At 38.6% G+C, this 22,517-nt stretch carries 20 protein-coding genes; 4 read left to right on the top strand and 16 right to left on the bottom strand.

Annotated elements, in window-relative coordinates; genetic code table 11:
• Positions 1–37: 37 nt before the first annotated feature.
• Positions 38–1,351 (top strand): GGDEF domain-containing protein, encoded by a 1,314-nt coding sequence (locus BIV20_RS01785; protein WP_075721403.1) that lies wholly within the window; start codon positions 38–40, stop codon positions 1,349–1,351.
• Here BIV20_RS01785 and BIV20_RS01780 read toward each other — a convergent pair.
• The 4 genes from BIV20_RS01780 to BIV20_RS01765 are packed head-to-tail and all read right to left on the bottom strand — an operon-like array spanning position 1,344 to position 6,113.
• Positions 1,344–3,098 carry a glycoside hydrolase family 13 protein gene (locus BIV20_RS01780; protein ID WP_075721404.1) on the bottom strand — a complete coding sequence of 585 codons (1,755 nt, stop codon included), beginning with the start codon at positions 3,096–3,098 and terminating at the stop codon, positions 1,344–1,346. The two genes, BIV20_RS01785 and BIV20_RS01780, sit on opposite strands and share 8 nt — an antisense overlap.
• A 12-nt stretch (positions 3,099–3,110) precedes the next feature.
• Positions 3,111–3,956 (bottom strand): sugar ABC transporter permease, encoded by an 846-nt coding sequence (locus BIV20_RS01775; protein ID WP_075721405.1) that lies wholly within the window; start codon positions 3,954–3,956, stop codon positions 3,111–3,113.
• Positions 3,953–4,840 (bottom strand): carbohydrate ABC transporter permease, encoded by an 888-nt coding sequence (locus BIV20_RS01770; protein WP_075721406.1) that lies wholly within the window; start codon positions 4,838–4,840, stop codon positions 3,953–3,955. Before BIV20_RS01770 ends, BIV20_RS01775 begins: the two co-directional genes overlap by 4 nt.
• A gap of 13 nt (positions 4,841–4,853) precedes the next feature.
• On the bottom strand, positions 4,854–6,113 hold the full coding sequence (locus BIV20_RS01765; protein ID WP_075721407.1) for an extracellular solute-binding protein: 1,260 nt from the start codon (positions 6,111–6,113) through the stop codon (positions 4,854–4,856).
• Between the two features lie 179 nt (positions 6,114–6,292).
• Between BIV20_RS01765 and BIV20_RS01760 the strand changes: the two genes are divergently transcribed.
• Positions 6,293–7,345, top strand: coding sequence for a LacI family DNA-binding transcriptional regulator (locus BIV20_RS01760; RefSeq protein WP_075721408.1), 1,053 nt, complete (start codon positions 6,293–6,295; stop codon positions 7,343–7,345).
• On the opposite strand, the gene BIV20_RS01755 is transcribed toward BIV20_RS01760, so the two are convergent.
• Positions 7,302–7,691, bottom strand: a complete 390-nt coding sequence (locus BIV20_RS01755; RefSeq protein ID WP_158024943.1) for a hypothetical protein — start codon at positions 7,689–7,691, stop codon at positions 7,302–7,304. The genes BIV20_RS01760 and BIV20_RS01755 overlap by 44 nt on opposite strands.
• A 268-nt stretch (positions 7,692–7,959) precedes the next feature.
• Between BIV20_RS01755 and BIV20_RS01750 the strand changes: the two genes are divergently transcribed.
• On the top strand, positions 7,960–8,994 hold the full coding sequence (locus tag BIV20_RS01750; protein ID WP_083655245.1) for a PD-(D/E)XK nuclease family transposase: 1,035 nt from the start codon (positions 7,960–7,962) through the stop codon (positions 8,992–8,994).
• A 98-nt stretch (positions 8,995–9,092) separates the two neighbouring features.
• On the opposite strand, the gene BIV20_RS01745 is transcribed toward BIV20_RS01750, so the two are convergent.
• The 10 genes from BIV20_RS01745 to BIV20_RS01700 form a co-directional block, all read right to left on the bottom strand.
• Positions 9,093–9,722, bottom strand: a complete 630-nt coding sequence (locus tag BIV20_RS01745; RefSeq protein WP_075721410.1) for a cytidylate kinase-like family protein — start codon at positions 9,720–9,722, stop codon at positions 9,093–9,095.
• 32 nt (positions 9,723–9,754) lie between these two features.
• Entirely contained in the window at positions 9,755–11,017 is a 1,263-nt protein-coding gene (locus BIV20_RS01740; RefSeq protein ID WP_075721411.1) for a Zn-dependent hydrolase, read from the bottom strand.
• A 20-nt stretch (positions 11,018–11,037) separates the two neighbouring features.
• Positions 11,038–12,534, bottom strand: coding sequence for an NAD-dependent dihydropyrimidine dehydrogenase subunit PreA (gene preA, locus BIV20_RS01735; protein WP_075721412.1), 1,497 nt, complete (start codon positions 12,532–12,534; stop codon positions 11,038–11,040).
• Between the two features lie 19 nt (positions 12,535–12,553).
• Positions 12,554–13,921 carry a dihydropyrimidinase gene (hydA, locus tag BIV20_RS01730; RefSeq protein ID WP_075721413.1) on the bottom strand — a complete coding sequence of 456 codons (1,368 nt, stop codon included), beginning with the start codon at positions 13,919–13,921 and terminating at the stop codon, positions 12,554–12,556.
• A gap of 84 nt (positions 13,922–14,005) precedes the next feature.
• A complete protein-coding gene (locus BIV20_RS01725) occupies positions 14,006–15,166 on the bottom strand; it encodes an ABC transporter substrate-binding protein (RefSeq protein ID WP_075721414.1) in 1,161 nt (386 codons plus the stop codon).
• A gap of 56 nt (positions 15,167–15,222) precedes the next feature.
• Positions 15,223–16,065 carry an ABC transporter permease gene (locus BIV20_RS01720; protein ID WP_075721415.1) on the bottom strand — a complete coding sequence of 281 codons (843 nt, stop codon included), beginning with the start codon at positions 16,063–16,065 and terminating at the stop codon, positions 15,223–15,225.
• Between the two features lie 2 nt (positions 16,066–16,067).
• Positions 16,068–16,910, bottom strand: coding sequence for an ABC transporter permease (locus BIV20_RS01715; protein ID WP_075721416.1), 843 nt, complete (start codon positions 16,908–16,910; stop codon positions 16,068–16,070).
• Positions 16,910–17,701 carry an ABC transporter ATP-binding protein gene (locus BIV20_RS01710; RefSeq protein WP_075721417.1) on the bottom strand — a complete coding sequence of 264 codons (792 nt, stop codon included), beginning with the start codon at positions 17,699–17,701 and terminating at the stop codon, positions 16,910–16,912. The genes BIV20_RS01715 and BIV20_RS01710 overlap by 1 nt, the downstream gene beginning before the upstream one ends.
• A gap of 173 nt (positions 17,702–17,874) precedes the next feature.
• Positions 17,875–19,029 carry an iron-containing alcohol dehydrogenase gene (locus BIV20_RS01705; RefSeq protein WP_075721418.1) on the bottom strand — a complete coding sequence of 385 codons (1,155 nt, stop codon included), beginning with the start codon at positions 19,027–19,029 and terminating at the stop codon, positions 17,875–17,877.
• 29 nt (positions 19,030–19,058) lie between these two features.
• Positions 19,059–20,429, bottom strand: coding sequence for an aminotransferase class III-fold pyridoxal phosphate-dependent enzyme (locus tag BIV20_RS01700; protein ID WP_278335686.1), 1,371 nt, complete (start codon positions 20,427–20,429; stop codon positions 19,059–19,061).
• 183 nt (positions 20,430–20,612) lie between these two features.
• Between BIV20_RS01700 and BIV20_RS01695 the strand changes: the two genes are divergently transcribed.
• The gene (locus BIV20_RS01695) at positions 20,613–21,785 is read left to right on the top strand and encodes a PucR family transcriptional regulator (protein WP_075721420.1); all 1,173 of its coding nucleotides are present in this window, start codon (positions 20,613–20,615) and stop codon (positions 21,783–21,785) included.
• A gap of 77 nt (positions 21,786–21,862) precedes the next feature.
• On the opposite strand, the gene BIV20_RS01690 is transcribed toward BIV20_RS01695, so the two are convergent.
• Positions 21,863–22,510 (bottom strand): HAD family hydrolase, encoded by a 648-nt coding sequence (locus BIV20_RS01690; protein ID WP_075721421.1) that lies wholly within the window; start codon positions 22,508–22,510, stop codon positions 21,863–21,865.
• Positions 22,511–22,517: the final 7 nt, after the last annotated feature.

Here is a 22,517-nt window from a genome sequence, read left to right as displayed (position 1 = left end):
TAATATTTATAATATATTTTGTAGCAAGGAGAGCACAATGGGTACAAAAAACAACTTATACGATTTATCCATTGCTTCCGTAAAAGAAGCTTGTGAAAAATACTTGTTAGAAAAAGATTCTACGTTATTTTTAAACCGTTCCTCTATGGAAGATATTCCATTAATCGGACTTTGTACCCCCGATTGGGAAGAAGAATTCCAGATTGAAACGGAGTATTATAATGGATATATACAGACTCCCTATCAATGCATGGTTCTTGCAAGAATCGTGCTTAAAGATTCTCGTTTTGCGTCTTCAGACCGTATTGTTGTTGATGTCACCGTCCTTTGTACCTTACAAGATGATAACATATCCTTTGCAAGTGTCCATATAACGAACCCCAAACGGAAGACCCTTTTATCCGGTTCCAATATAGTAACAGCTTCTACCTACCAAAGGCTAATTGACACTATGTACGATTTGACCATGGAATATAGATTCAATGATAATGTCTTTTTATACGACAAAGACAAATATGAACAGCTATTTCACAGAAAAACTGAATTTCTCAACATGGACCAATGGTTCTGGGATATCTGTTCTAACCACGTTGTGGAAGAAGATTGGGAGAAAATGGATATGTTCCGTAGTTTGGATATTCGAAGGCGCCTTAAAAACAGGGATTATATCCTTAAAACGGAAGTACGAATCAAACGTAAGAAAGATGAAATCATATGGCTGAGATTAATCTTTGTTTTTCTTCCAACCTCAGACCTTTCCTCTCTTGAAAGAATTTTTATTCTCTTGAAAGATTGTTCCACCGAGATGGCAGAAAAGATGAAAAACATTATGTACGCCCGAATCGATTCTCTGACACAGATATGGAACAGACGATATGCTGAAGAATTAATCTGTAAGCATATAGAATCCAACGGAAATGGCCTCTTTGTAATTTTTGATATGGACAATTTCAAAACAGTCAATGATACCTTTGGACACATGGTCGGAGATGAATTACTTCGAAACATCAGCCATACCGTTTCCCAAAAAATAACAGATGATGATGTATTTGGACGACTTGGTGGCGATGAATTCATATTATACTTATCCGGTGATTCTAAGGATAGTACAGAAAGATTTTCTGAAATTTTCAAGGAAATATGCTTTGAACATGTTGAAGATGGTATCTCCCTTGAAGTTCATTGTAGCGCAGGAATTGTCACTGTAAATAGTAAAGATTTACAATTTTCCGATTTGTATAAGACAGCAGATAAGGCTTTATATGAAGCAAAAGGACTTGGTAAACATACCTATAAAGTAGTTATGTCCTCTTTGGATAAAACAAGAAAAGACGGGGAAAGTGCTAAATAATCAGCACTTTCCCTGTTTTTTCCGGTATGATTATTATATTTTCTTCCCCTTGCACTCCGGATTCTGCATCTGTATATACTCTATCTTCACTCCATACACCGTTTATCTCACTCATAATCCCCAACAGATTCACCTGCTGCTCTTGTTCTGAGGTATTCATCAGAACTAACAGCCTCTGCTCCTTTGTATATCGCCAAAATCCATAGATTCCTGTTTCTTCCTCTACTAATGCCGTTTCATATCTGCCCTCTCGCAATGCCGGGAGCTGTCTTCGAATCCCAATCCATTTTGCAAAAAAGATTTCCATCTCTCTATCCCGGTGATTCCAAGGCATAGGCTTGCGATATTCCGGTTCTGTCACACCTTCTATCAACTGCTCATCGCCATAGAATACGGAAGGGATTCCCACACACATCATCATAAAAAACACTGCTTGTTTCAAGTCCACTGCCCCATTTTTGCAATAAGACAAAAATCTTGGAACATCATGGGTATCAAGAAAATTCATCTGTGCCAGACTTACCGGCATCGGGTATCGCAAAATCATTCGATTAATTTTTTCATCAAACTCTTTCAAAGAAATGGTATGCTCTGCAAAGAATTCCCGACAAATATAAGAAAACGTATAATTCATAGTAGAATCAAACTGATCTCCTAACAGCCAGTTTTCCGAATCTTCCCAGATTTCTCCGATTAAAATAGCATCCGGTTTCACTGCTCGTACTGCCTTTCGAAATTCCCTCCAAAAGTCATGATTAATTTCATTGGCTACATCTAATCGCCAGCCGTCAATATCTGTCTCTTTTATCCACCAAGTACCAACTTTTTGAAAATACTTCATTACTTCCGAATTTCCCGTATTAAGTTTCGGCATCTCTTTTACATAAGCAAATGCCTCATAATTCAACGGTTTCCCATAATGAACAGGGAATTCCATTTGATAAAACCAGTCTTTATAAGGAGAATTTTCGCCATATTCTAAAACATCCTGAAATGCAAAGAACCCAGCTCCACAATGATTAAATACACCATCCAAAATAATACGGATATTTCTTTTATGAAGCTCAGCCACCAGTTCTTTGAATTCCTCCAACGTTCCAAAACAAGGGTCTATCCGAAAATAATCAATGGTATCGTATTTGTGATAGGACTCCGCTGCAAATATCGGATTGAGATATACACAATTTACACCCAATTCTGCAATATAATCCACAGATTCCAGAATACCTTTCAACGTTCCCCCTTGATAGCTTTTATAAATTTTTCCGTCCTTTTCCAGACAAACTTCCTTTTCTGATATGTGATTCTTCTCCGTAGCAAAGCTATCCGGAAAAATATGATACATTACCATTCCCTTTGCCCAATCAGGAATCTGCGGTATATCCTCCCTACGGATATACGGGAACTGAAAATACTGAGTTCTGGAACATTCCATTTTCTGACTGAATCCATAACCACTGTAAAAAATGTGGCTCTTTCCTTCTACCAGTTCAAAATAATAACACACTCTTGTGTAGTCATCTTCTATCATAGCTTCATAATAATCAAATAATTGATCTGAAGCGATTTTTTTCATTTTTATTTCTGTCACGTCAATGGGGTCTTTTTCGCAGACCCGGTCCCCATAGTACAAACTACACTGCTGCATATCATTCTTCGCAGTCCGAAGACGTATCACCAGAGATTTTTCATCTACTGCAAAAGCATAGTTTGACAATGGGACATGTAAAACTGCCTGTAACTGCATATTTCCTCCTTATTAGCCTTTTACACCGCCTGCAGTAAGCCCTGAGACCATATATTTTTGTATGCAGAAAAAAATAACCAGAATAGGTACTGAGACCATTACCGCTGCCGCAGTAAATAACGGCCAGCTTCTGCTATAATCGCTTGCCTGTAACTGATATAATCCACCCGCCAATGTGTAACTGGACTCATTCAACATAAAGGTAGTGGCAAATAAATATTCATTCCATACAAAAATAAGTACCATGACTGCGGTTACAATAATTGCCGGTCTCGCCAGCGGAAGTACAATTTTCGCCATAATCCGAAAATCTCCGGCACCATCAATCTTAGCTGCTTCTTCAATCTCCTCCGGAATCGTATCAAAATAGCCTTTCATATTCCAGATAGCAAAGATACACATGGAACCTGCATACACCAGAATCAACCCAATTCTGGAATTCAGCAGATTCATGGTCTTAAACAAGCGGAATATAGCGAACATACTCAATATCTGTGGGAATGCGTTCAGCATCAGCAACGTCATCATCAATCCACGACGTCCTTTAAAACGATATCTGGAAACAGCGTAAGCTGCGCTAACCGCAAATCCCATAGCAAGAATCATCGTTCCTATACTTAAAATCACGGAATTTTTTAACCACATTAAAAATGGTTTTTCCGTAAAAACTGCCTGATAGTTTTTCCAGGTAAAATCCTGAGGTATCAAATGAAAATCCGAAGATAATGCGCTGCTGCTTCCGCTGAAGGACAGAGAAAGCGCGTACAGAATCGGTACCAGGCACACCAGACAAATCATAATAAACGTAATATGCAACGCCGTTAATTTTATGGTATTTTTTATTTTTTTGCGCTTCATTTGTTCTCCTCCTTCAGTCCCCGATTCGTATAAAGTGAAAAGATAATGATAAGAACAAATATCAACATCGATACTGCGGAGGACAATCCATAATTGTTCGATACAAAGGCATTTTGATGTGCATATGTAATAATAGTTTGTAGTGATGCACCGGATAACGCACCTTTTTGCATGGTAAGCAAGTAGACAATATCAAACTGCTTAAAAGTAGTAAACGTCGTCATTACCACTGCCGGAGCCAAAATCGGCTTGATACATGGAATTGTAATGTAGATGTTACGCTTCCAGAATCCCGCCCCATCCAATCGTGCACTTTCATAAAAACTTTTATCCACGCTTTGCAACGCTCCGTCTATCATCATAATCATAAAGGGCAATGCCATCCACAAATTCAAGATGGTACATGAAATAAATGCCGGAACATTTTGAGAGAGATAATTTAATTTTTCCAGTCCCAGTTTTTCTAATATCTGATTTAACAAGCCGAATTCTGTATTGTACATGCACACTCTCCACAACAAAATGGATACATATGCCGGCATTGCCCATGGAAACATCAAAAGTGTCTTATAGATACGATTTGCTTTCAATCCTTTTACATTCAGTCCTAATGCAATAAAATACGCAATGACTACCTGCAGTACCATATTGACCAGCGTCCACAGGAGGGTTACTCCTATGGCCGCCAGAAAGCCGGAATCTGCCTTTGCAAAAGCTCTTTTATAATTTTCCAGTCCAACAAAGCTATAATTATTCCAATGGAACAGATTCATATTTGTCAGTGAAATATATCCGGTATACAAAATAGGGAACACTATAATCAGTGCTATTAAAATTAATGCCGGTGTCAAATACAGCCACGCTGCTCTCTTCTTTCTTTTCATCTGTTACATCCCTTTACTGCATATCTGTAATAGCAGATTCTGCTTCCTTCTGATACTGATCTGCTGCATCATTTACATCTTCTCCTGATTTATTAACTGCTGCAAGCAATGATTCTGCCGGTCCCCACATGACACTCATCTGTGGAATATTTGGCATTGGCTGTGCTGTTTCTGCTGTGGTCTTCATGGCAGTTATCATCTCATTAGAAGATACCTGTGCATCCTCATATGACTTCTGATTTGCCGGAGCACAATTCGCATTTACTGCAAGATCAATTCCTACTTGCTCACTTGCTAAGGCTTTCAATACACTTGTAACAGCATCCTTTTTATTCTCAGCAGCATATTTCATAACACCTACACCCTGTACACCGGAATAAGGTGCTAATTTTTCTCCATTTGGTAAAGCAAATTCAGACAAAGACTTAATTCCAAGATTAATGCCTGCTGCATTGATTCCTGTTACCAGCCATGGGCCACCGATAATGGCTGCTGCCTTTCCATCATTAAATAATGTAGTTACTGTATTATAATCTCCATCTGCCTGTAATGCTGCAAACTTCTGATTATAGGTAATAGCATCTTTTGTTTCCTGAAGATTTAATCCGGGTTCTGCTGATTCATTGATAATGTAACCACCAAATCCATTGATAAATGGTGCCACATTATACGCGGTAGAATGCTGATTTACCACTGCATAAGTTCCGGCATCCACATCTGTATGCTGCTCCATATAAGCCAAAAGGTCATCTGTGGTATTTGGCACTTCTCCTTCCCACAAATCCTTATTGTACATAAACAATAATGTTTCAAAATATACCGGCAACATATACTGGGTATCCTTATAAGTTCCGGCTTCTATTGTCATAGGAAGCATATCTGCCTCATCACTTTCCGTAATCAAATCTGTAATTGGTGCCAGAATTCCCATTTCTACCAACATTCCCAGAGAATCATGTGCATAAAAGTACATATCCGGTCCGTTTGCTTCATCATTTCCATATAACTGTAACTGGTCTGTCAGACCACTCTTTTTCTCAAAAGTCACCTGAATATTTTCATCCTTCAATTCTTCATTCACACAATGAGCAACGGTATCCATAATTCCCTCGTCTCCATCATGCCAGATGACAATATTCTCTTTTTCTCCCTGTGCATCGGTTCCTTCTGTTACACCTGTTTCTTTCGCTCCTTCATTCTCTTTGTTTCCACAACCAGCTAATAATCCCATGGTCATGCACCCACATAATAAACAACATAAAAATCGTTTCATGTTTCTTCCTCCTTTAGGAAATCGTTTTCCTTATTTTTGATTATTTGAAGCCTGCTTCTGTTATTATTATTGCGTTGAATCCCTATAAAGTCAATTTTTTCCAAAAGAAAATATTGACTTTGTTAGGAAAGCGCTATACTATAACCTTAAAATTAGTAATTATTCTAGGAGGTATTTCTATGGCGATTACCATTAGTGATGTAGCACAGGAAGCCGGTGTCTCTATCTCTACTGTTTCCAAGGTATTAAATGGTTGGACCACCATTTCTCCTGCTACAAAAGAAAGGGTACAGGCTGCAATTCAAAAACTGAACTATACCCCGAATGCCCGTGCCGTAAACTTCGCACGACAAAATACAATGAATATTGTTTTTCTCACTGCTTTGACGCAAAATGAAGCATATAAGAATCCCCACATGTTTGATATTATGTGTGGTGTCCAGAATGCACTGGCAGAAACCAGTTATTCCATGACGCTGGTAGACACTTCTCAAGAAAATCATCCGGGAGAAACTGTTACACGAGTGATTTCACAGAAATGTGCAGATGCTATCGTTGTGCATGGTTCTGCCATCAGTGAGGAAACTGCCGAATTGTTAATAAAAGAAAAATATCCGCATATCGTCATAGGTCATCCTAGTTTTTCCAATCAACTTTGCTGGATTGACACCAACCATACACTGGCAGGAGAATTTGCAGCAGAGCATATGATTTCCTGCGGTTACACCGATACTTCCTTTATTGGTGGAAAACGCACCGATACCATTTCGGTACAACGTCAAAAGGGCTTTCTTGGACTCATGCATAAGTACGGCTATCAAGTATCAGAAGACCATATTCTCTATACTGACTCCAGTATTGCAGAAAGTTTTCAGGCTGCTCTTTCTCTGCTGGAATCCAGCCACCGTCCCAGAGCCATTATCTGTGAAAATAACATGATAGCCCTGGGTGTTTCCAAGGCTATCGAAAAGTCCGGTCTTCGCGTGCCGGAAGATATTGCTTTTTTAACATTTGACGTATACCCTTATTCTGCCATTATTGACCCAAAACCAACCGTCATTGACATCAACATGTATGATATGGGTAGACAGGCAGGAATGATGATTCTGCATAAACTTGCCCATCCTGATTTGCAAATTCAAAGTTTTACTACGTTACCTTTGCTAATTCAAGGGGAGACTACACAAATCATTCGTTCCTCACCCGTTTCCAGTAGTTCACACCAGTTATAGTGATTACCATAATTACCGATGTCACCAAATAACGTAACGGGCTTCTCACCTCATGCTGTATGAAATAATCACAGATAAAAAATATTGCTAAATATATTACCACCTGTCCTGGAATAAGCAAAATAGAACGGATTCCCATTTCCTTCCATTTTTCTATCATTTCCAGGACAAACTCTATCAGAAGAGTAACTACTGTCAATGCGCTCACTGCCAAAAACAGGAGTAAAAGAACACCCGAAATATTATCTGCCTCATATGAAATACTCATTAACACTGCTAGTAACAGTAAGAAGAATATTCCCAATAATATCTTACTTGCCAAAACCAACTTCTTTTTCTTTTTCATTTTCATATCCCCATCTTTCTCTTTCGTTTTCTCTACCTTATCATAACTTAGGGGTTGTTACAATAAAGTTTTTATTATACTTTTTTTCTTGCCATTCAATAAAAATCATGTTACAGTATTTCCATCTTTTATCTTACATGATATTCATCATGTATAAGAATTCTAAAGACTCTATTTTTTTACATCCTTTGGGATTCCCCAAGCATAACAACTATTTTTTTAATCAACTCTATTTTATCTTACTTATCAAAGGAGGCATCTCTCATTTATGACACAAAATTTATCATCGTTAAAATCTATTACCAAACATCTACCTAAAATCCTTGGCGAACCAAGATTGCGCAACGAAGTCATCATGGAAATCAAAAAGAATCCAACTGTCTATAGCAAATTTCTGACACTCTCTGAACAATTCCAGGAGGAAATGTTAGCTTTCTGCATGGGAAACCGTGGCGTTAAAATTTCCTATGACCCATTTTTCAAGAAAATTTTTGATCCTGAAACCTATCCTAGTCGTTTATCCAATTTACTCACTTGTATTATTGGTGAAAAAATCACGGTAAAAAGAGCATTACCCAGAGAACATGACCGATTATCCGAAGCAGGCTCTTTGCTGATTATGGATATTCTGGTGGAATTGTCCGATGGTACAATGACCAATGTAGAAATTCAGAAAAACGGCTATGCCTTTCCCGGCCAGCGTGGTGCTTGTTATTCTTCCGATTTATTACTGCGACAATATGACAAAGTAAAAGAACAACGGGGCACCGATTTTACATATCGCGATTTAAAACCTGTTTATTGTATCGTACTTTTAGAAAATAGTTCATGGGAATTTCACCAACATCCACAACACTATATTCATCGTTCTGAACAGTCTTTTGATACGGGTCTTCAGTTGGAGCATTTACAAAAATTCATTTATATTCCACTTGATATTTTTCTATCAATACCGCATAATAAAATTACAGAATTAGAGGCATGGTTGTATTTTCTGGGCTCAGATGCTCCTGAGCATATTTGTATGATTACCCGGAAATACCCTATGTTTCGACAACTTTATCAGGATATCTGTCAATTTCGCTATAAACCAGAGGAGTTGGTAAATATGTACTCAGAAGCCTTAAGCATTTTAGACCGTAACACTGTTCAATTTATGATTGAAGAACAGAAAAAAGAGATTGAAAAATTGAAGCAAGAAAAGGCTACTATGGAACAGGAAGACAAAAAACAGATTAAATCTCTAGAACAGGAAAACGCCCATTTGCGCAAATTGCTTGCCGAGAAAAACAAGGAAATCTAAACTAAAGCCGAAAACTCATTTTCAAAATGAATTTTCGGCTTTTTCTACGACTGTCCCTTCTATCTCATTTTAATAATTCCGGCTTTTGGTTCATATACTTAGTTTTCACCAAATTTAATATTAATATAATCTTTAATAAGCTTCACACAATTTTCTCTACCAATTCTGTCACTATTTAAAACCAAATCATAGTTTGTTGGATTTGTCCAATCTTTTCCACCGGAATAATAGCTATAATACTTCGCCCGATATTTATCTGTACTACGAATCAATTGATTTGCCCGTTCTGCTGAAACATGCATTTTTTCCTGAATAGACTTTACACAGGCAGACCGAGGTGCCTCTATGTATACACTAATTACATTTTTGTAATCTCTTAAAATATCATCTGCACATTTTCCAATAATAATACAGCTTTCTGTTACCGCAAGGCTCCGAATTAATTCTGCTTGTATATTAAATACATTGATATCCGATACAAAATCTTTCTCATGCGGATCTAATACTCCCGTTACCGGCATTTTTCGAAGAAAATTTGCAATATATTTTCCTCGCAATTTTTCATTCGTCTCCACAAAAACGCTTTCATCTATTCCACTTTTATCAGATGCCATAGTAAGAATCTGCCTATCATAACACGGAATTCCCAGTTCTTTTGCCAATCGCGTACCAATATCTTTTCCACCACTTCCAAATCCTCTGGCAATCGTAATAACATAATTCTGCATACTTGTCACCTCTATTCTCTATTTTTCTCCCCTTATTCTGCATCTGCCTTCAGCACTGCATTCAGCATCACAGTCGCACCTTCGGTACAATGTTCCGGTGAAGAATATTCCGGTTCACAATGGGATAAACCATCTTTTGACTGTACAAAAATCATAGTAGTTGGTAACATATAGGCTGCAAACTGTGCATCATGACCTGCCCCGGAATGAATGTACTGATGGGAAACACCTAATTCTTCTGCTGCTTCTTTTACATACCCTACCAGTTTTTTATCCCAATATACGGTATCTCGATTCCATGCTCTCTCCACTTCACAGGTACATCCTGCCCATGTCTTGTCCGCACAACTCTTTACAATCTCCAAAACCTTCTCCAGTACTTCCGGTTTTTCATGTCTTGCATCAAAGGAAAAATCAAAGAAATCAGGTACACAGGTATGTACACATGGATGACAAACTACTTCGCCGGTAGTATATACAAGCTCCGGGTATCCCAACTTATCAATTTCCTCATGCAAGTAGCATAATGCCTGAGACGCTGCCAAAAATGCATCCTTTCTCTTTGGCATTGGGAATGTTCCTGCGTGGGTTGTCTGACCATAAAATTTTAATCTGTAATTAAACATTCCAAGCACACAGTCAACCACTCCAATATCATTTCCTGCATCCTCTAGAATTGGCCCCTGCTCAATATGTGTTTCAAACATATACAAATACTTTTCCGGGCTGAGTCTATATTTCTTATCGCCTTTGAATCCCGACTTTTCCAATGCTTCCCCAAAAGTACTTTTATTATCCAGAATACTCGTGGACTTCATCATGTCCTCATATTTAAACTTGCTTCTGATATCCTCCGGCAGATAATCATAACATACGATACCGGAACACATCATAGCAGGTGGATACAAAGAACCTTCTTCATTTGTCCAAATCATAGCTGTCAGCGGATGCTTATGAGGTATATTATTTGCTGCTACTGTTTCTAATACTTCCATGGCAGACATAACACCTAAGATACCATCATAATTTCCACCATTTTTTACAGAGTCACAATGAGATGCCATAACAATTCTTTTCGCATCCGGATCTGTTCCCGGAAGAGTTGCGTACATATTGGCCACATCATCAATTTCTATAATCGCTCCAATGGCTTCCATTCTCTTTCGAAACTCGTTTCTTGCCTGAATAGCTGCCTCAGACAAGGAATATCTTGTAATTCCACCATGGCCTGCATCTCCAAATGTCGAAAATGTCTTAATCTTATCTGTCATTCTTTCTAAACTACATGTATACATAAAAAACACCATCCTTTTTACTATTTTTTCTTTTCTACTCTTGTTCCTGCTGTAATTGCTCCTACCGGACAAACTAATTTACACAATTGACAACCAACACACTTCTTTGCATCCATCATAGGCTGGCCCGTTTTCTCATCTATACGCAATGCCTGATGTCCACCATCGTAACAGGATAAATAACATCTGCCACAAGAGATACATTTTTTTCGGTCAAACTTAGGATATTCAATGGTACTTCGTTCCAACTCGTCTGCAGAAACCAAATGTGGCAATGCCTTTCCTACCATATCTGCCACTGATGTAATTCCCTCTGAAATCATATAATTAGAAAAGCCTTCTATCATATCTTCTATCACACGATACCCGTACTGCATAACAGAGGTAGTCACCTGAATAGTTCCACATCCCATTGTGATAAATTCAGCTGCATCACGCCAAGTCTCAATTCCTCCCATACCACTGATAGGAATATTTTTTAGTTCCTCGCATTTTTTCATATCATGAATAAAGCGAAGTGCAATTGGCTTTACTGCTTTTCCGGAATAACCACCGACTGCAGATTTTCCTACCACAGTAGGTTCTGATTCAAACGCATTAAGATTCACATTCATGATACTCTTAATCGTATTGATTGCCGCAATACCATCTGCACCAGCACGCACCGCAGCTATTGCCGGTTCCTCCATCTTGGTAATATTCGGCGTCATTTTAGCAAGAATCGGAAGCTTTGTACCCTTTCTTGTCGCTTTGGTATATCTGCTCACCAGTTCCAGATTCGTTCCTACATCACTTCCTAAACCTTCTCCTACCATCTGTGGACAGGAAAAATTACATTCAATAATATCCACACCAACTTCTTCCATTTTCTGTGCCAATATTGTCCACTCTTCTTCATTTTGCCCCATAATAGAAGCAATGATGACCTTTGTAGGATAATCCTTTTTTAACTGCTTTAGAAATCCCAGATTTTCTTCCAGTGTATGGTCAGAAATTTGCTCAATGTTCTTGAATCCTACGAAAGGAGTACTTTCTTTTTCCATTGCCGAAAATCTTGGCGAAACTTCATCCGGCACAAAAAGCCCAATTGTTTTAAACGCTACTCCTGCCCAGCCCATATCGAATGCTTTTGCTACCATTTCGTAATTACTTCCCACTACGGATGAGGAAAGAAAAAATGGATTCTCACAATGTACACCACAAAAATCAATGGACAAATCTACTTTCTTTTCCTGTATTTCAGTAGAATATACCTTCATATCCTCCAAAATCCCCGGTATATCAATGGACTTATCAATTTTTCCTCTGTTGCAAGCTTCCATACATTTGGTAGCACATTCTGAATCGATATTACTATTTTGTAACCTCCGACTCGCTCCTGTATAATTTTCAAATCTCAGGGAACGTATAATCTTATCTATTCCTGCTGCTTCCGGACACGCTTTTGCACAAGGCGCATCATGACATAGCAGACATCTCCCTACCTCACTTTTTATTCTGATTTCTTCATATGCCATTGCACCTGCCTCCTTCTTTTTATTTTTTCGGTATACGTTTTACATATTCACCTGTTCCCGGGGTTCCTACGAATTCCCCATTGTCATACACCAATTTACCACGCAAATAGGTTTGTATCGGATATCCGTGAAGTTTTTTCCCTTCCCAGATGGTATGATCATAATCCGAATGCATGTTGTTTACACTAATGGTAAAATCTTTTTCTTTATCATAAAGAACAATATCAGCATCTTTTCCGATGGCAATTGCTCCCTTGTTTTCACATCCAAAAATCTTTGCTACATTTGTAGCACACACTTCTACTACTTTCTCAAAGGATATTTTTCCTGCGTTTGCCGCATCCAACATATAAGGATAGAGATTTTCTACTCCGGCACATCCATTCGGAATCTTTGTATAATCATCCTTGCCCCAATCCTTTTCATAACTTTGGAATGGACAATGATCGGTAGCAACCGTATCTATAAATCCCGCCTTTAATGCTTTCCATAACGCATCAAGGCTTTCCTGCCCTTTCATTGGCGGTGAACATACAAAGTTTCTTCCGTCTTCTCTCTTATAAACATCACAAGTAAATTCCAAATACTGAGGACAAGTTTCCACATAAAGTTCATGTCCTTCTTCTTTTGCCTTGATGCATGCCTCCAGTCCTTCTTTATCTGCCATATGCACAATATAAACCGGTGCATCCAGATGAGTAGCCCAATGAACAACTCGTTTGTCTGCCTCTGCTTCTACGAATTCCGGTCGGCTCATGTAATGATACCATGCAGAGGTCTTTCCTTCTTTCAAATACTGTGCCGTACGAAGATCAATCAAATCCGGATTTTCTGCATGTACATTAATCATAGCTCCCAGTTCTTTTGCTCGAAGCAACAAAGTTGCCAGCATACCATCATCCACCATCATGCCTTCTTTTTTATAAACCAGAAAACACTTAAAACTGGTGATTCCTTCCTTTACCGCCTGCTCCATTTCATTTAAAATCTCTCCCTCATTCAAATCAGTAATACAACAGTGGAATGCATAGTCACAACATGCTTCCTTTTCCAAAATCTCTTTCTTGGAGTTTACCAGTCCAAGAATGGTCTCTCCCTTATGCTGTACCGGATAATCAAAAATAGTTGTAACTCCACCGCATACAGCAGCTCTTGTTCCAGCTAAATACCCATCCGCAGATACCGTTCCACCAAACGGCATTGCCATATGAGTATGAGCATCCAGCGCCCCCGGTAAAACCAATTTTCCTGTAGCATCTACTATTTTTTCCGCCGGCATTTCTAAATCTTTTCCGATTGCAGCAATTTTTCCATCTTTTACTGCTACATCTGCAATAAAACTCTCTGTTGCTGTTACAACTGTTCCACCTTTAATTAACAAATCCATAGTATACACCTCTTTTTATCCGGTGGATTCCAGTCCGGCCCTTTGCCGGACTTTCCACCATGCTGTACTGTAAGTTACTTTTTCTTATTTAAAGTTCTCTGGTTTGTATACCAATACCAGACCTGATCTCTGATAAATCTGTGCTATTTCTACCAAATCCATACCGCCTGCATTTGCAGAAGCAAGGTTAGTTACCCATGTTACTCCAAAGTCTACTGTTCCATTATTTACTGCTGTTGTTTCTGCAATATCTCCACCACCGGAAACAATATTTACCTTAAGACCAACTTCATCATAATAACCTTTATCCAATGCTACATAATAGCCCATGAACTGCGCCTGTGGCAGCCATTTCAACTGGATAGAAACCTCAGATTTCTCTACGTCAAAAGCACCGTCAGAAGCCTTTGCTGTTTCCAGGAAAGAAGTATCTCGGATATCATCCAGTGTAATTGCCTGAAGTGCTGTATTTGCATCCGCATCATCTAAAGTAACGTACTTCTTTGCAATTTCCAGAGTCTGTTCCATTGCTGTTTCATCCATATTACCGATATCACTTACGGAATTTCCATTCATATCTGTGGTAACCAGCTTTGCAACCTCTTTTGCCATATATGCCTGATGGTCTGCTGATACAGAAGAACCATATTCATAGCAGATTTCTGCTGCTTCTTCCGGATTTTCTACTGCATATTCCCATCCCTTTAAGGATGCATATAAAAATGCTGCAACTGTGTTTGGATTTTCTTCTGCGAACTTCTTGGTACAGAAAATATTATCCTCCAGCATAGCAACTCCTTCATTATTCATATCAATAATTCCAACAGAATCGCCGTAGCCATAGCCACCGTCATAATCATTTTGTACTAATCCCAATTCATTGTAAGTCATTGCAGAAGCAAGGGTAACGGAATCATCGTCAAATCCATCCATAGTAAAGTCCTGACTTAAATACTCTGTCGGAAGTTCATATTTTGCTAACAGAGCCAAAATCTCATATTCATTACCAAGTCCCCAGTTACCTACTTTTCCGTCAGCAGCCGCTGCCTTGATAACTTCCTCATCACTCAGTGCTGTTTCTGTTCCACCATCTTCTGTATCACTTCCGGATTCTTCTTTACTGCTTTCTGAACTATTGCTTCCTGATGTATTTTCGTCTGAAGCTTTTCCACATCCTACAAAAATTGACATTGTCATTGCTGCTACACAAAGCAGGCTTACCAGTTTCATTGTTCTTTTTTTCATAATAATGTCCTCCTTTTTCATCGGTTCTACTTTTGTTCTATATATTCAGCCAAAGATTATTGATGTTTCCTTAGCAAAATACTCTGTACTATCATTAAAATCACATAAGAAATGATTCCTAACAGACACGCTGTTACAATATAAGCCCAAGCGGTAGAATACTGTGCCAACACAATATTTTCACGAATCTGACGTCCCACACCTGTAATATATTCTGCAAAATATTCACTAACAATTGTTGTCATAATACTTGCCGGAACTGCTACCTTTAAAGCTATAAAAATATATGGCACGGAGTTTGGTAATCTGAGTTTTACTAAAACTACTCTTTTTTTGGCAGCATAGGTTGCCATCAAATCCAACGCATATGGCTTAAGTTCTGTCAGACCACGATACGCATTTAAACTCATATTTGCTGCCGAAACAAGCATAACTACAATTATTTTTGCAACCATACTTCGGACACTTGCTTCATTGGATATATCCTTTGTCCAGTTATTAAGCACCGGCGCCATTGCAACTACCGGAATAGATGCAAATGCACCTATAATGCTTAGCCCCCCTTTTCCCATTTTTGGAAAAAAGGATGCCAAAATTGCCACTGCATATCCCAGAAGACTTCCCAGCACCAAGCCTATAAAAGCAACAGATATTGTAGACTGAGTATTTTCCCAAATCTTATCCAGGTTATCCATAAATATGCTTCCAATCTTAGTTGGTAGAGGCAAGGTATAGGTATCTGTATGGAACATTTTATGTAAGATTTGTCCCTGCCAGAGTGCAAATATCAAAATTCCAAAGCCAACCGGTAAAATAACTGTTAACGCCGCTTGCAGCTTTTTATTTTCTTTGCCTCTCTGATAAAGGCTTTTCTTTCTTTTTAATTTTTGTTGTGCCATAATCAGTTCCCTCCCTTCTTACTCTTGGCTTTTCTAAGCCCTCTTTTTTCCGGTGAAACCAATGACTCAATCCAACTCATCAGATATCCACTAAAAATTCCAATAAATGCACTAAAGAAAACAATCAACCAGAATACATAAATAGACATCGCATGTTTTAAAGATTGTGATAACATACATCCAAGTCCACCATCTCCCTGCAAGGTATCCACCAAAATGGACGCTGTGATTGCTAATGGGGCTGCTATTTTCAGTCCTGTAAAAAAATAAGGAATTGCAGAAGGGATTAATACCTTTGCATAAATAGTTCTTTTTTTGGCTGCATAAGTGTACATCAAATCGTACTTATCTTTATCTACAGATTTAAATCCTGCCAATGTATTCGTTGCCACTGGATAAAAGCTTAAGATTGCTGCTATTACAATTCTGCTCTTGTTGATATCTCCTGTAATTGCCAAAACAATTGGCGCAAGACCCAATACCGGAATCAACTGAATCAACATCAAATATGGAAAAATCAATTTTTCCACAAGTCCAGAAAGTTTCATCAATAACGCCAGTAGGAATCCAAGTATTGTACCAATCAATAAACCTCCCAAAGCTCTTACTAATGTTGCTCTGGCGCTGGTAAGAACCACCATGGTCGCCGACATTCCATTAGCAACCGGTTTTGTAGAAAATGCCGCCTCCAGTATCTGATATAAATGTGGCATAATATTTTCCGGCGTTCTCTTAGTTACCTCTATGATAGAAGCTCCTATTCCCCAAGCAATCACTATGATTACCAACCAGAAAACTGTGGATACCCATTTTTTATTCGTAAGACTTTTTACTCTATTCTTCATTAAACACTTCCCCCTTCAAAGCTGTTACGTACTTTAGTAACTAATTCATTGAAGTGCTGTGTCTCCTTCATCTCTAATGTTCTTGGTCTTGGCAAATCAATATCTACTACTGCCGATAATCTTCCCGGATGAGGTGACAGGACACATACTCTGTCTGATAGGAAAACTGCTTCCTGAATATTATGGGTTACAAATAATACTGTTTTATTGGTCTGTCTCCAGATTCGAAGCAAATCTTCATGTAACTTTTCCTTCGTAAATTCATCCAATGCAGAAAACGGTTCATCCATCAGAAGGATTTCCGGCCGAAGCCCGAATGCTCTTGCTATGTTAACTCTCTGTTGCATACCACCACTTAACTGTTTTGGAAAATGATTTGCAAAATTCTTAAGTCCTACCATTTCCAACATTTCATCTGCTCTTGCGGAACGATCTTCCTTGGAATAATACATAATTTCCAGCGGAAGTTCGATATTCTTCTTTACCGTTCGCCAATCGAACAATACCGGCTGCTGGAACACAAATCCAAATTTCTGCTGCATTCTGACTTCCTTTGGTGTCATCCCTGCAATCCTGACAGTTCCTTCTGTCGGTTCCTGCAAATCTGCTACAGAGCGAAGCAGTGTAGTCTTTCCGCACCCGGACGGTCCCAACAGAGATACAAATTCACCCTTATAAATATCCAGGTTTACCCCCGTCAATGCTTGTACATCGTTACCGGAATTATCCTGAAAAGTAACTCCTAGGTCTTTGATTTCTATTTCAACTTCTTTTTTTACTGTTTCACTCATGGCATTACCTCCGTTATATGGAAAAGATTATAAAAAAACATAGCAAAGGCTTTTTCCTAGCACCTTTGCTATGTTTTATCGTTTCCTTCTTATATTCTATAAAAAGAGTATAATTTTTTCAGTAACTCTTTTCAATGCGTTGCAGCACAAAGTGTTTTGTGCTCCAGCACATTTCATTCTCCATACACCCTTTTATATATCTCCACGCAATGTTCTTTCATCACCGTTTTCCTTGTATTTCCGGGGCTTCCGGAAGCAATTGCATCCTCTGCCATTTTTTCTATTACAGCCTCAAATTCTTCTTTCTTTACGCCATACTCTGCCAATGTCGGGACTTCGCAGACCTTACATAGATGCTCTATTGCCACAAGAAACTTATTGGCTGCTATTTCATCCTCTTCTTCTGCCCCTGCAACACCCGCTGCCCTTGCTAAATCTGCAAATCGGTCATATGCGCCGTCCAAAGCAAACGCAATACACTCTTTTAGCAACATGGCATTGGACAATCCATGTGGGACATGAAATAATGCACCAATGGGTCGGCTCATACCATGTACAATCGTAACACTTGAGTTATTGATGCAGATTCCTGCTTCCAAGGCAGCAATTGCCATCTCTTCCCGCGCCTTTGCATCATATCCATTCTTATAAACCTTTGGAAGATATTCTAATATCCGTTTTACTGCTGAAATGGCTAATGTATCTGTCATTCCAAACGCCTTTTTTGAAGTATAGGCTTCTACCGCATGGGTAAAAGCGTCTAATCCGGTCGCTGCAGTCACTGATTTGGGCATATCCATGGAAAAATCCGGATCTATAATAGCTATCTGAGGCACCAGACAATCTCCCTTTAAAAGCATCTTAATATCTTTTTCCTGATCTGTAATAATCGTAAACTTCGTCGCTTCTGAGCCAGTTCCTGCTGTGGTCGGAATAGCAACAACAGGAGGAATTTCTCCGGTAATTTCTTTTCCCATATAATCTGCTATTTTTCCTTCATTTACTGCCATGGCTGAAATCGCCTTTGCAGAATCGAGAGGGCTTCCACCACCAATTCCAATTACAAAATCGCAGCCTTCCGCTTTATATTGTTTTAGACCTTCCTCTATCATCTGGTCTGTCGGCTCACCCGTAATCCCATCAAAGGTCGCATGACCGATTTTTTCCTTTTCCAACATTTTAACCAGTTTTTCATACATTGGGGACTTCCCTACATGCTTTCCGGTTACAATCAATGCCATTTTTCCGCAATTGCCCATATAAGACATTGCTTCTTCCAAAGCACTTTTTCCCGTAAAAATATGGTTTGGTACTGTGAAATGCGCCATAAGCTCTCCCTCCCTTCCTGAACTTTTTTCTATATGAACTCTTTATCTACAATACTTAATACTTCTTCCAACTTATCCAATTCTTCTTCTAACTGCTCTACCGTAATAATAAGTGGTGGGCATACAAAAATCATATTTTCATGAGAATACGTCATAAAGCCGCGTTCTTTCAACTTACCTATAATCTTACCCATGGTTCCCTCTGGGTCCTGTCCATAAGGAACAAGTGCTTCCTTGGTCTTTTTATCCTTTACCAATTCTACACAGGCAAAAAGTCCGATGTGACGTGTATCGCCTACACATGGATGTGCTTCTTTCATAGCATCCAGTCTTGCGGCAAGTGCTTTTCCTGATTTTTCTACATTATCCAGAATATTTGCCTTGGTATAATAATTTACACAAGCAACTCCTGCTGCACAAGCAAGCGGATGTCCACTATACGTCAGACCACAGGATAACAAATGATCATCAAAGTATTCTGCTATCTTGCTGCTTACTGCAACACCACCCAGCTGAACATAGCCACAGGTAACGCCCTTTGCAAAAGTAACAATATCCGGAACCACATCAAAGTTCTCAAACGCAAACATCTTACCTGTTCTACCCCAGCCTGCCATAACTTCATCACAAATCATTACAATTCCAAACTCATCACAGATTTTGCGAACGCCTGGCAGATATCCTTTCGGCGGGATGATAACACCGTTAGAACCTGTAATTGTCTCCATTACAATAGCCGCAACGCTATCTGGCCCTTCATATAAAATCTGTTCTCTTAACTTCGTCAAATAATACTTTGTTGCTTCTTCTTCCGATGCAAATTCAATTGGTTCTCTATAAATATATGGATCAAAGAACTTTACAAATCCCGGAATTCCCGGTTCCAGAGGATATCTTCTCGGTTCACCGGTCAGATTACCTGCTCCAAAGGAAGAACCATGGTAACTTCTGTAACGGCTAAATATCTTTTTTCTTCCCGTATACATTCTTGCAATTTTAATTGCATTCTCATTGGCATCTGCACCTGCATTGGTGAAAAAAACTTTTCCGAAAGTATCCGGTAACAAATTGATAATCATCTCTGCCAGCTCTGATCTTGGTTCTGCTGCATAAGAAGGTCCCACAAAACAAAACTTATCTACCTGTGCTTTGATTGCTTCTGCAATATCTGTATTGCCAAATCCAAGATTTAAATTTACTAACTGAGATGACATATCAGTATATCGTTTTCCATCATAATCATAAAAATAAATTCCCTCTGCTTTTTCCACAGGAATAGGATTTAGATTTCCCTGTTTGCTCCATGACTGTAATACATATTTTTTCTGTCTTTCTACTACTTCTGCTCCATTCATCGTTATTACCTCTTTTCTATTTTTCTTGTTTGTTTTCCCTTTGATGATTCACATTATATACATCTCAAATTGCAAAACAATAAATCACAGCCCAAAACAAATTGTGCCAAAGCACAAATTATTTCTTGACCTTTTTCCCAAAAAGAGGTAATATCTTTTCTAAGACAAAGAAGTCTTTTAGATTTCTTTGTCTTTTTTTATATATACATTTAAAAGGAGTTGATTTTTTTGGCAGTTGAATTAAGTCGATTAATGAAAAAAGTCTCACATATGGATATTACTTTGCTTGCAGGCGAGCAAGGACTTTCTAACATGGTAAGCTGGGTACATATGATTGAAACAAAAGAAGCCTCTTCCTTCTTAGAGGGAGGTGAAATTGCCTTTACTACCGGCATTGGATTGAATAATGGTCTTTCTATTTTAGATTTAGTAGAAAACATCTGGGAAAATAATGCTTCCGGTATCGTATTGAACATTGGCCCATTTTTAGAGCGCATCCCGCAAGAAATAATTGATTTTGGAAATTCTCATGATTTCCCTATTTTTTCAGTTCCTTGGAAAATACATATTGCTGAAATTATGCGAATTTTTTCTTCTATGATTACAAAATCGGAACAGGCAAATCTGGAAATAGCTGCAGCCTTTAAAAATGCCATCTTTTTTCCAAAACAGGAGGAACTTTTTGTCGTTCCGCTTTCACAGCACGGATTTCACATCAACTGGAATTATTACACTTGTGTTATCCGCATCATAGATTCCGCCCAAAATACAATTTCACAAAAACGACTTGAAAACATCTGCCTTGATGTAGATAATCATTTGCAGCATCGTAAATACAAGAAATTCGCTATTTTTTATAATGAAAATCAGTTGATTGCAATTACCGGAAATTATTCGGAAGAAATGATGAATTCCTTTACCAATGATATGCATGAGTATTTATCCCGTTATCTTCAAAAAAACGAGCAGTTCTTTATAAGCATCGGGAAATGCACCAAAAGTATCCGCTGCTTATACAAAAGTTATCATCAGGCACTTTCCATTCAGAACTTCATGGAAAATAAGAAAGATAGTTCCAATATGCTGGCTTATTCCAATATGGGAATTTATAAATTATTAATGGGAGTAGAAGATAATGAAATTTTAGAAGAATACTATGAAAAAACAATCCAACCGCTTATAGAATACGATCAGAAAAATAATTCCGACCTTGCAAATGTACTTTGGACTTATCTGCGAAATGATGGAAGTGTAAAAGAAACTGCCGACGAATTATTCGTTCACCGAAATACGATAAATTATAAATTGAATCGAGTTGCCGAGATTCTTGATATGAATCTTTCCAGTCTGGACACACGATTGCAACTTACACTTGGTTTCATGTTGCAGGATATGCTGTGATTTCATCCAGCATATACCCCTCAAAATAAGGGTTTGTCAACATATTTTTACCCTTATTTTGAGGGGTGTATTATTTTCTATCTCTTTAAAGTACCTGGAAGCTGTAATAAATCAGGAATGCATGCATATATCTGCTCCGACAGTTCCGGTTCCGGCTGAGTCTGGTCCGGTATAAAAATAACTTTCAGCCCTGCCTTAATTGCTGACATAGCACCATTTGGAGAATCCTCCACTGCAAATGCTTCTTCCGGTTCTACTCCCAGCTTTTGACAAGCATATAGATAAACATCCGGCGCCGGCTTTCCATGTTCTACCTGTACCGCGCTGACAATTTCATCAAAATAGTTCAAAAGGCCGACCTGCTCCAATTGTTCCTTTGCTCGTTCCGTTGGAGTTGCAGTTGCAAGCGCTATGCGGCATCCTTCTTCTCTTAACTGTTTCAACGCCTGCTCTGCTCCCGGCTTTGTCTCAAGTCCCACTTTTTCTAAATGCTGCTGCATCAGTTTCCTTCTGCAATCCCGCACTTTTATGTAATCAAAATCTTCTCCAAACCACTCACGCAATAATGCCGGAGCATATGGTCTTCCCAGGCTTCTCAACTGTAATGCCTGTTCTTCACTCATATCATATCCATATTCTGCTGCCGCCTTACGCCAGAATACTTTAAAATATTTTTCTGTATCTAGCAATGTTCCGTCTAAATCAAAAATTACCGTTTTCTTCATCATCTTT

This window comes from Roseburia sp. 499 (assembly GCF_001940225.2).
In the GTDB taxonomy this organism is placed as follows: domain Bacteria; phylum Bacillota; class Clostridia; order Lachnospirales; family Lachnospiraceae; genus Petralouisia.
The sequence above is the reverse complement of the archived record's forward strand: the minus strand, read 5'-3'. Positions and strand labels throughout refer to the sequence as shown.

Bases quoted from the DNA above. Each gene is read 5' to 3' on its own strand.
- BIV20_RS01690 (WP_075721421.1), bottom strand. From the start codon at position 22,510: ATGAAGAAAACGGTAATTTTTGATTTAGACGGAACATTGCTAGATACA.
- BIV20_RS01720 (WP_075721415.1), bottom strand. From the start codon at position 16,065: ATGGCACAACAAAAATTAAAAAGAAAGAAAAGCCTTTATCAGAGAGGC.
- BIV20_RS01755 (WP_158024943.1), bottom strand. From the start codon at position 7,691: ATGAAAAAGAAAAAGAAGTTGGTTTTGGCAAGTAAGATATTATTGGGA.
- BIV20_RS01785 (WP_075721403.1), top strand. From the start codon at position 38: ATGGGTACAAAAAACAACTTATACGATTTATCCATTGCTTCCGTAAAA.
- BIV20_RS01750 (WP_083655245.1), top strand. From the start codon at position 7,960: ATGACACAAAATTTATCATCGTTAAAATCTATTACCAAACATCTACCT.
- BIV20_RS01765 (WP_075721407.1), bottom strand. From the start codon at position 6,113: ATGAAACGATTTTTATGTTGTTTATTATGTGGGTGCATGACCATGGGA.
- BIV20_RS01775 (WP_075721405.1), bottom strand. From the start codon at position 3,956: ATGAAGCGCAAAAAAATAAAAAATACCATAAAATTAACGGCGTTGCAT.
- hydA (WP_075721413.1), bottom strand. From the start codon at position 13,921: ATGGATTTGTTAATTAAAGGTGGAACAGTTGTAACAGCAACAGAGAGT.
- BIV20_RS01715 (WP_075721416.1), bottom strand. From the start codon at position 16,910: ATGAAGAATAGAGTAAAAAGTCTTACGAATAAAAAATGGGTATCCACA.
- preA (WP_075721412.1), bottom strand. From the start codon at position 12,534: ATGGCATATGAAGAAATCAGAATAAAAAGTGAGGTAGGGAGATGTCTG.
- BIV20_RS01710 (WP_075721417.1), bottom strand. From the start codon at position 17,701: ATGAGTGAAACAGTAAAAAAAGAAGTTGAAATAGAAATCAAAGACCTA.
- BIV20_RS01740 (WP_075721411.1), bottom strand. From the start codon at position 11,017: ATGTATACATGTAGTTTAGAAAGAATGACAGATAAGATTAAGACATTT.
- BIV20_RS01725 (WP_075721414.1), bottom strand. From the start codon at position 15,166: ATGAAAAAAAGAACAATGAAACTGGTAAGCCTGCTTTGTGTAGCAGCA.
- BIV20_RS01705 (WP_075721418.1), bottom strand. From the start codon at position 19,029: ATGGCGCATTTCACAGTACCAAACCATATTTTTACGGGAAAAAGTGCT.
- BIV20_RS01780 (WP_075721404.1), bottom strand. From the start codon at position 3,098: ATGCAGTTACAGGCAGTTTTACATGTCCCATTGTCAAACTATGCTTTT.
- BIV20_RS01760 (WP_075721408.1), top strand. From the start codon at position 6,293: ATGGCGATTACCATTAGTGATGTAGCACAGGAAGCCGGTGTCTCTATC.
- BIV20_RS01770 (WP_075721406.1), bottom strand. From the start codon at position 4,840: ATGAAAAGAAAGAAGAGAGCAGCGTGGCTGTATTTGACACCGGCATTA.
- BIV20_RS01745 (WP_075721410.1), bottom strand. From the start codon at position 9,722: ATGCAGAATTATGTTATTACGATTGCCAGAGGATTTGGAAGTGGTGGA.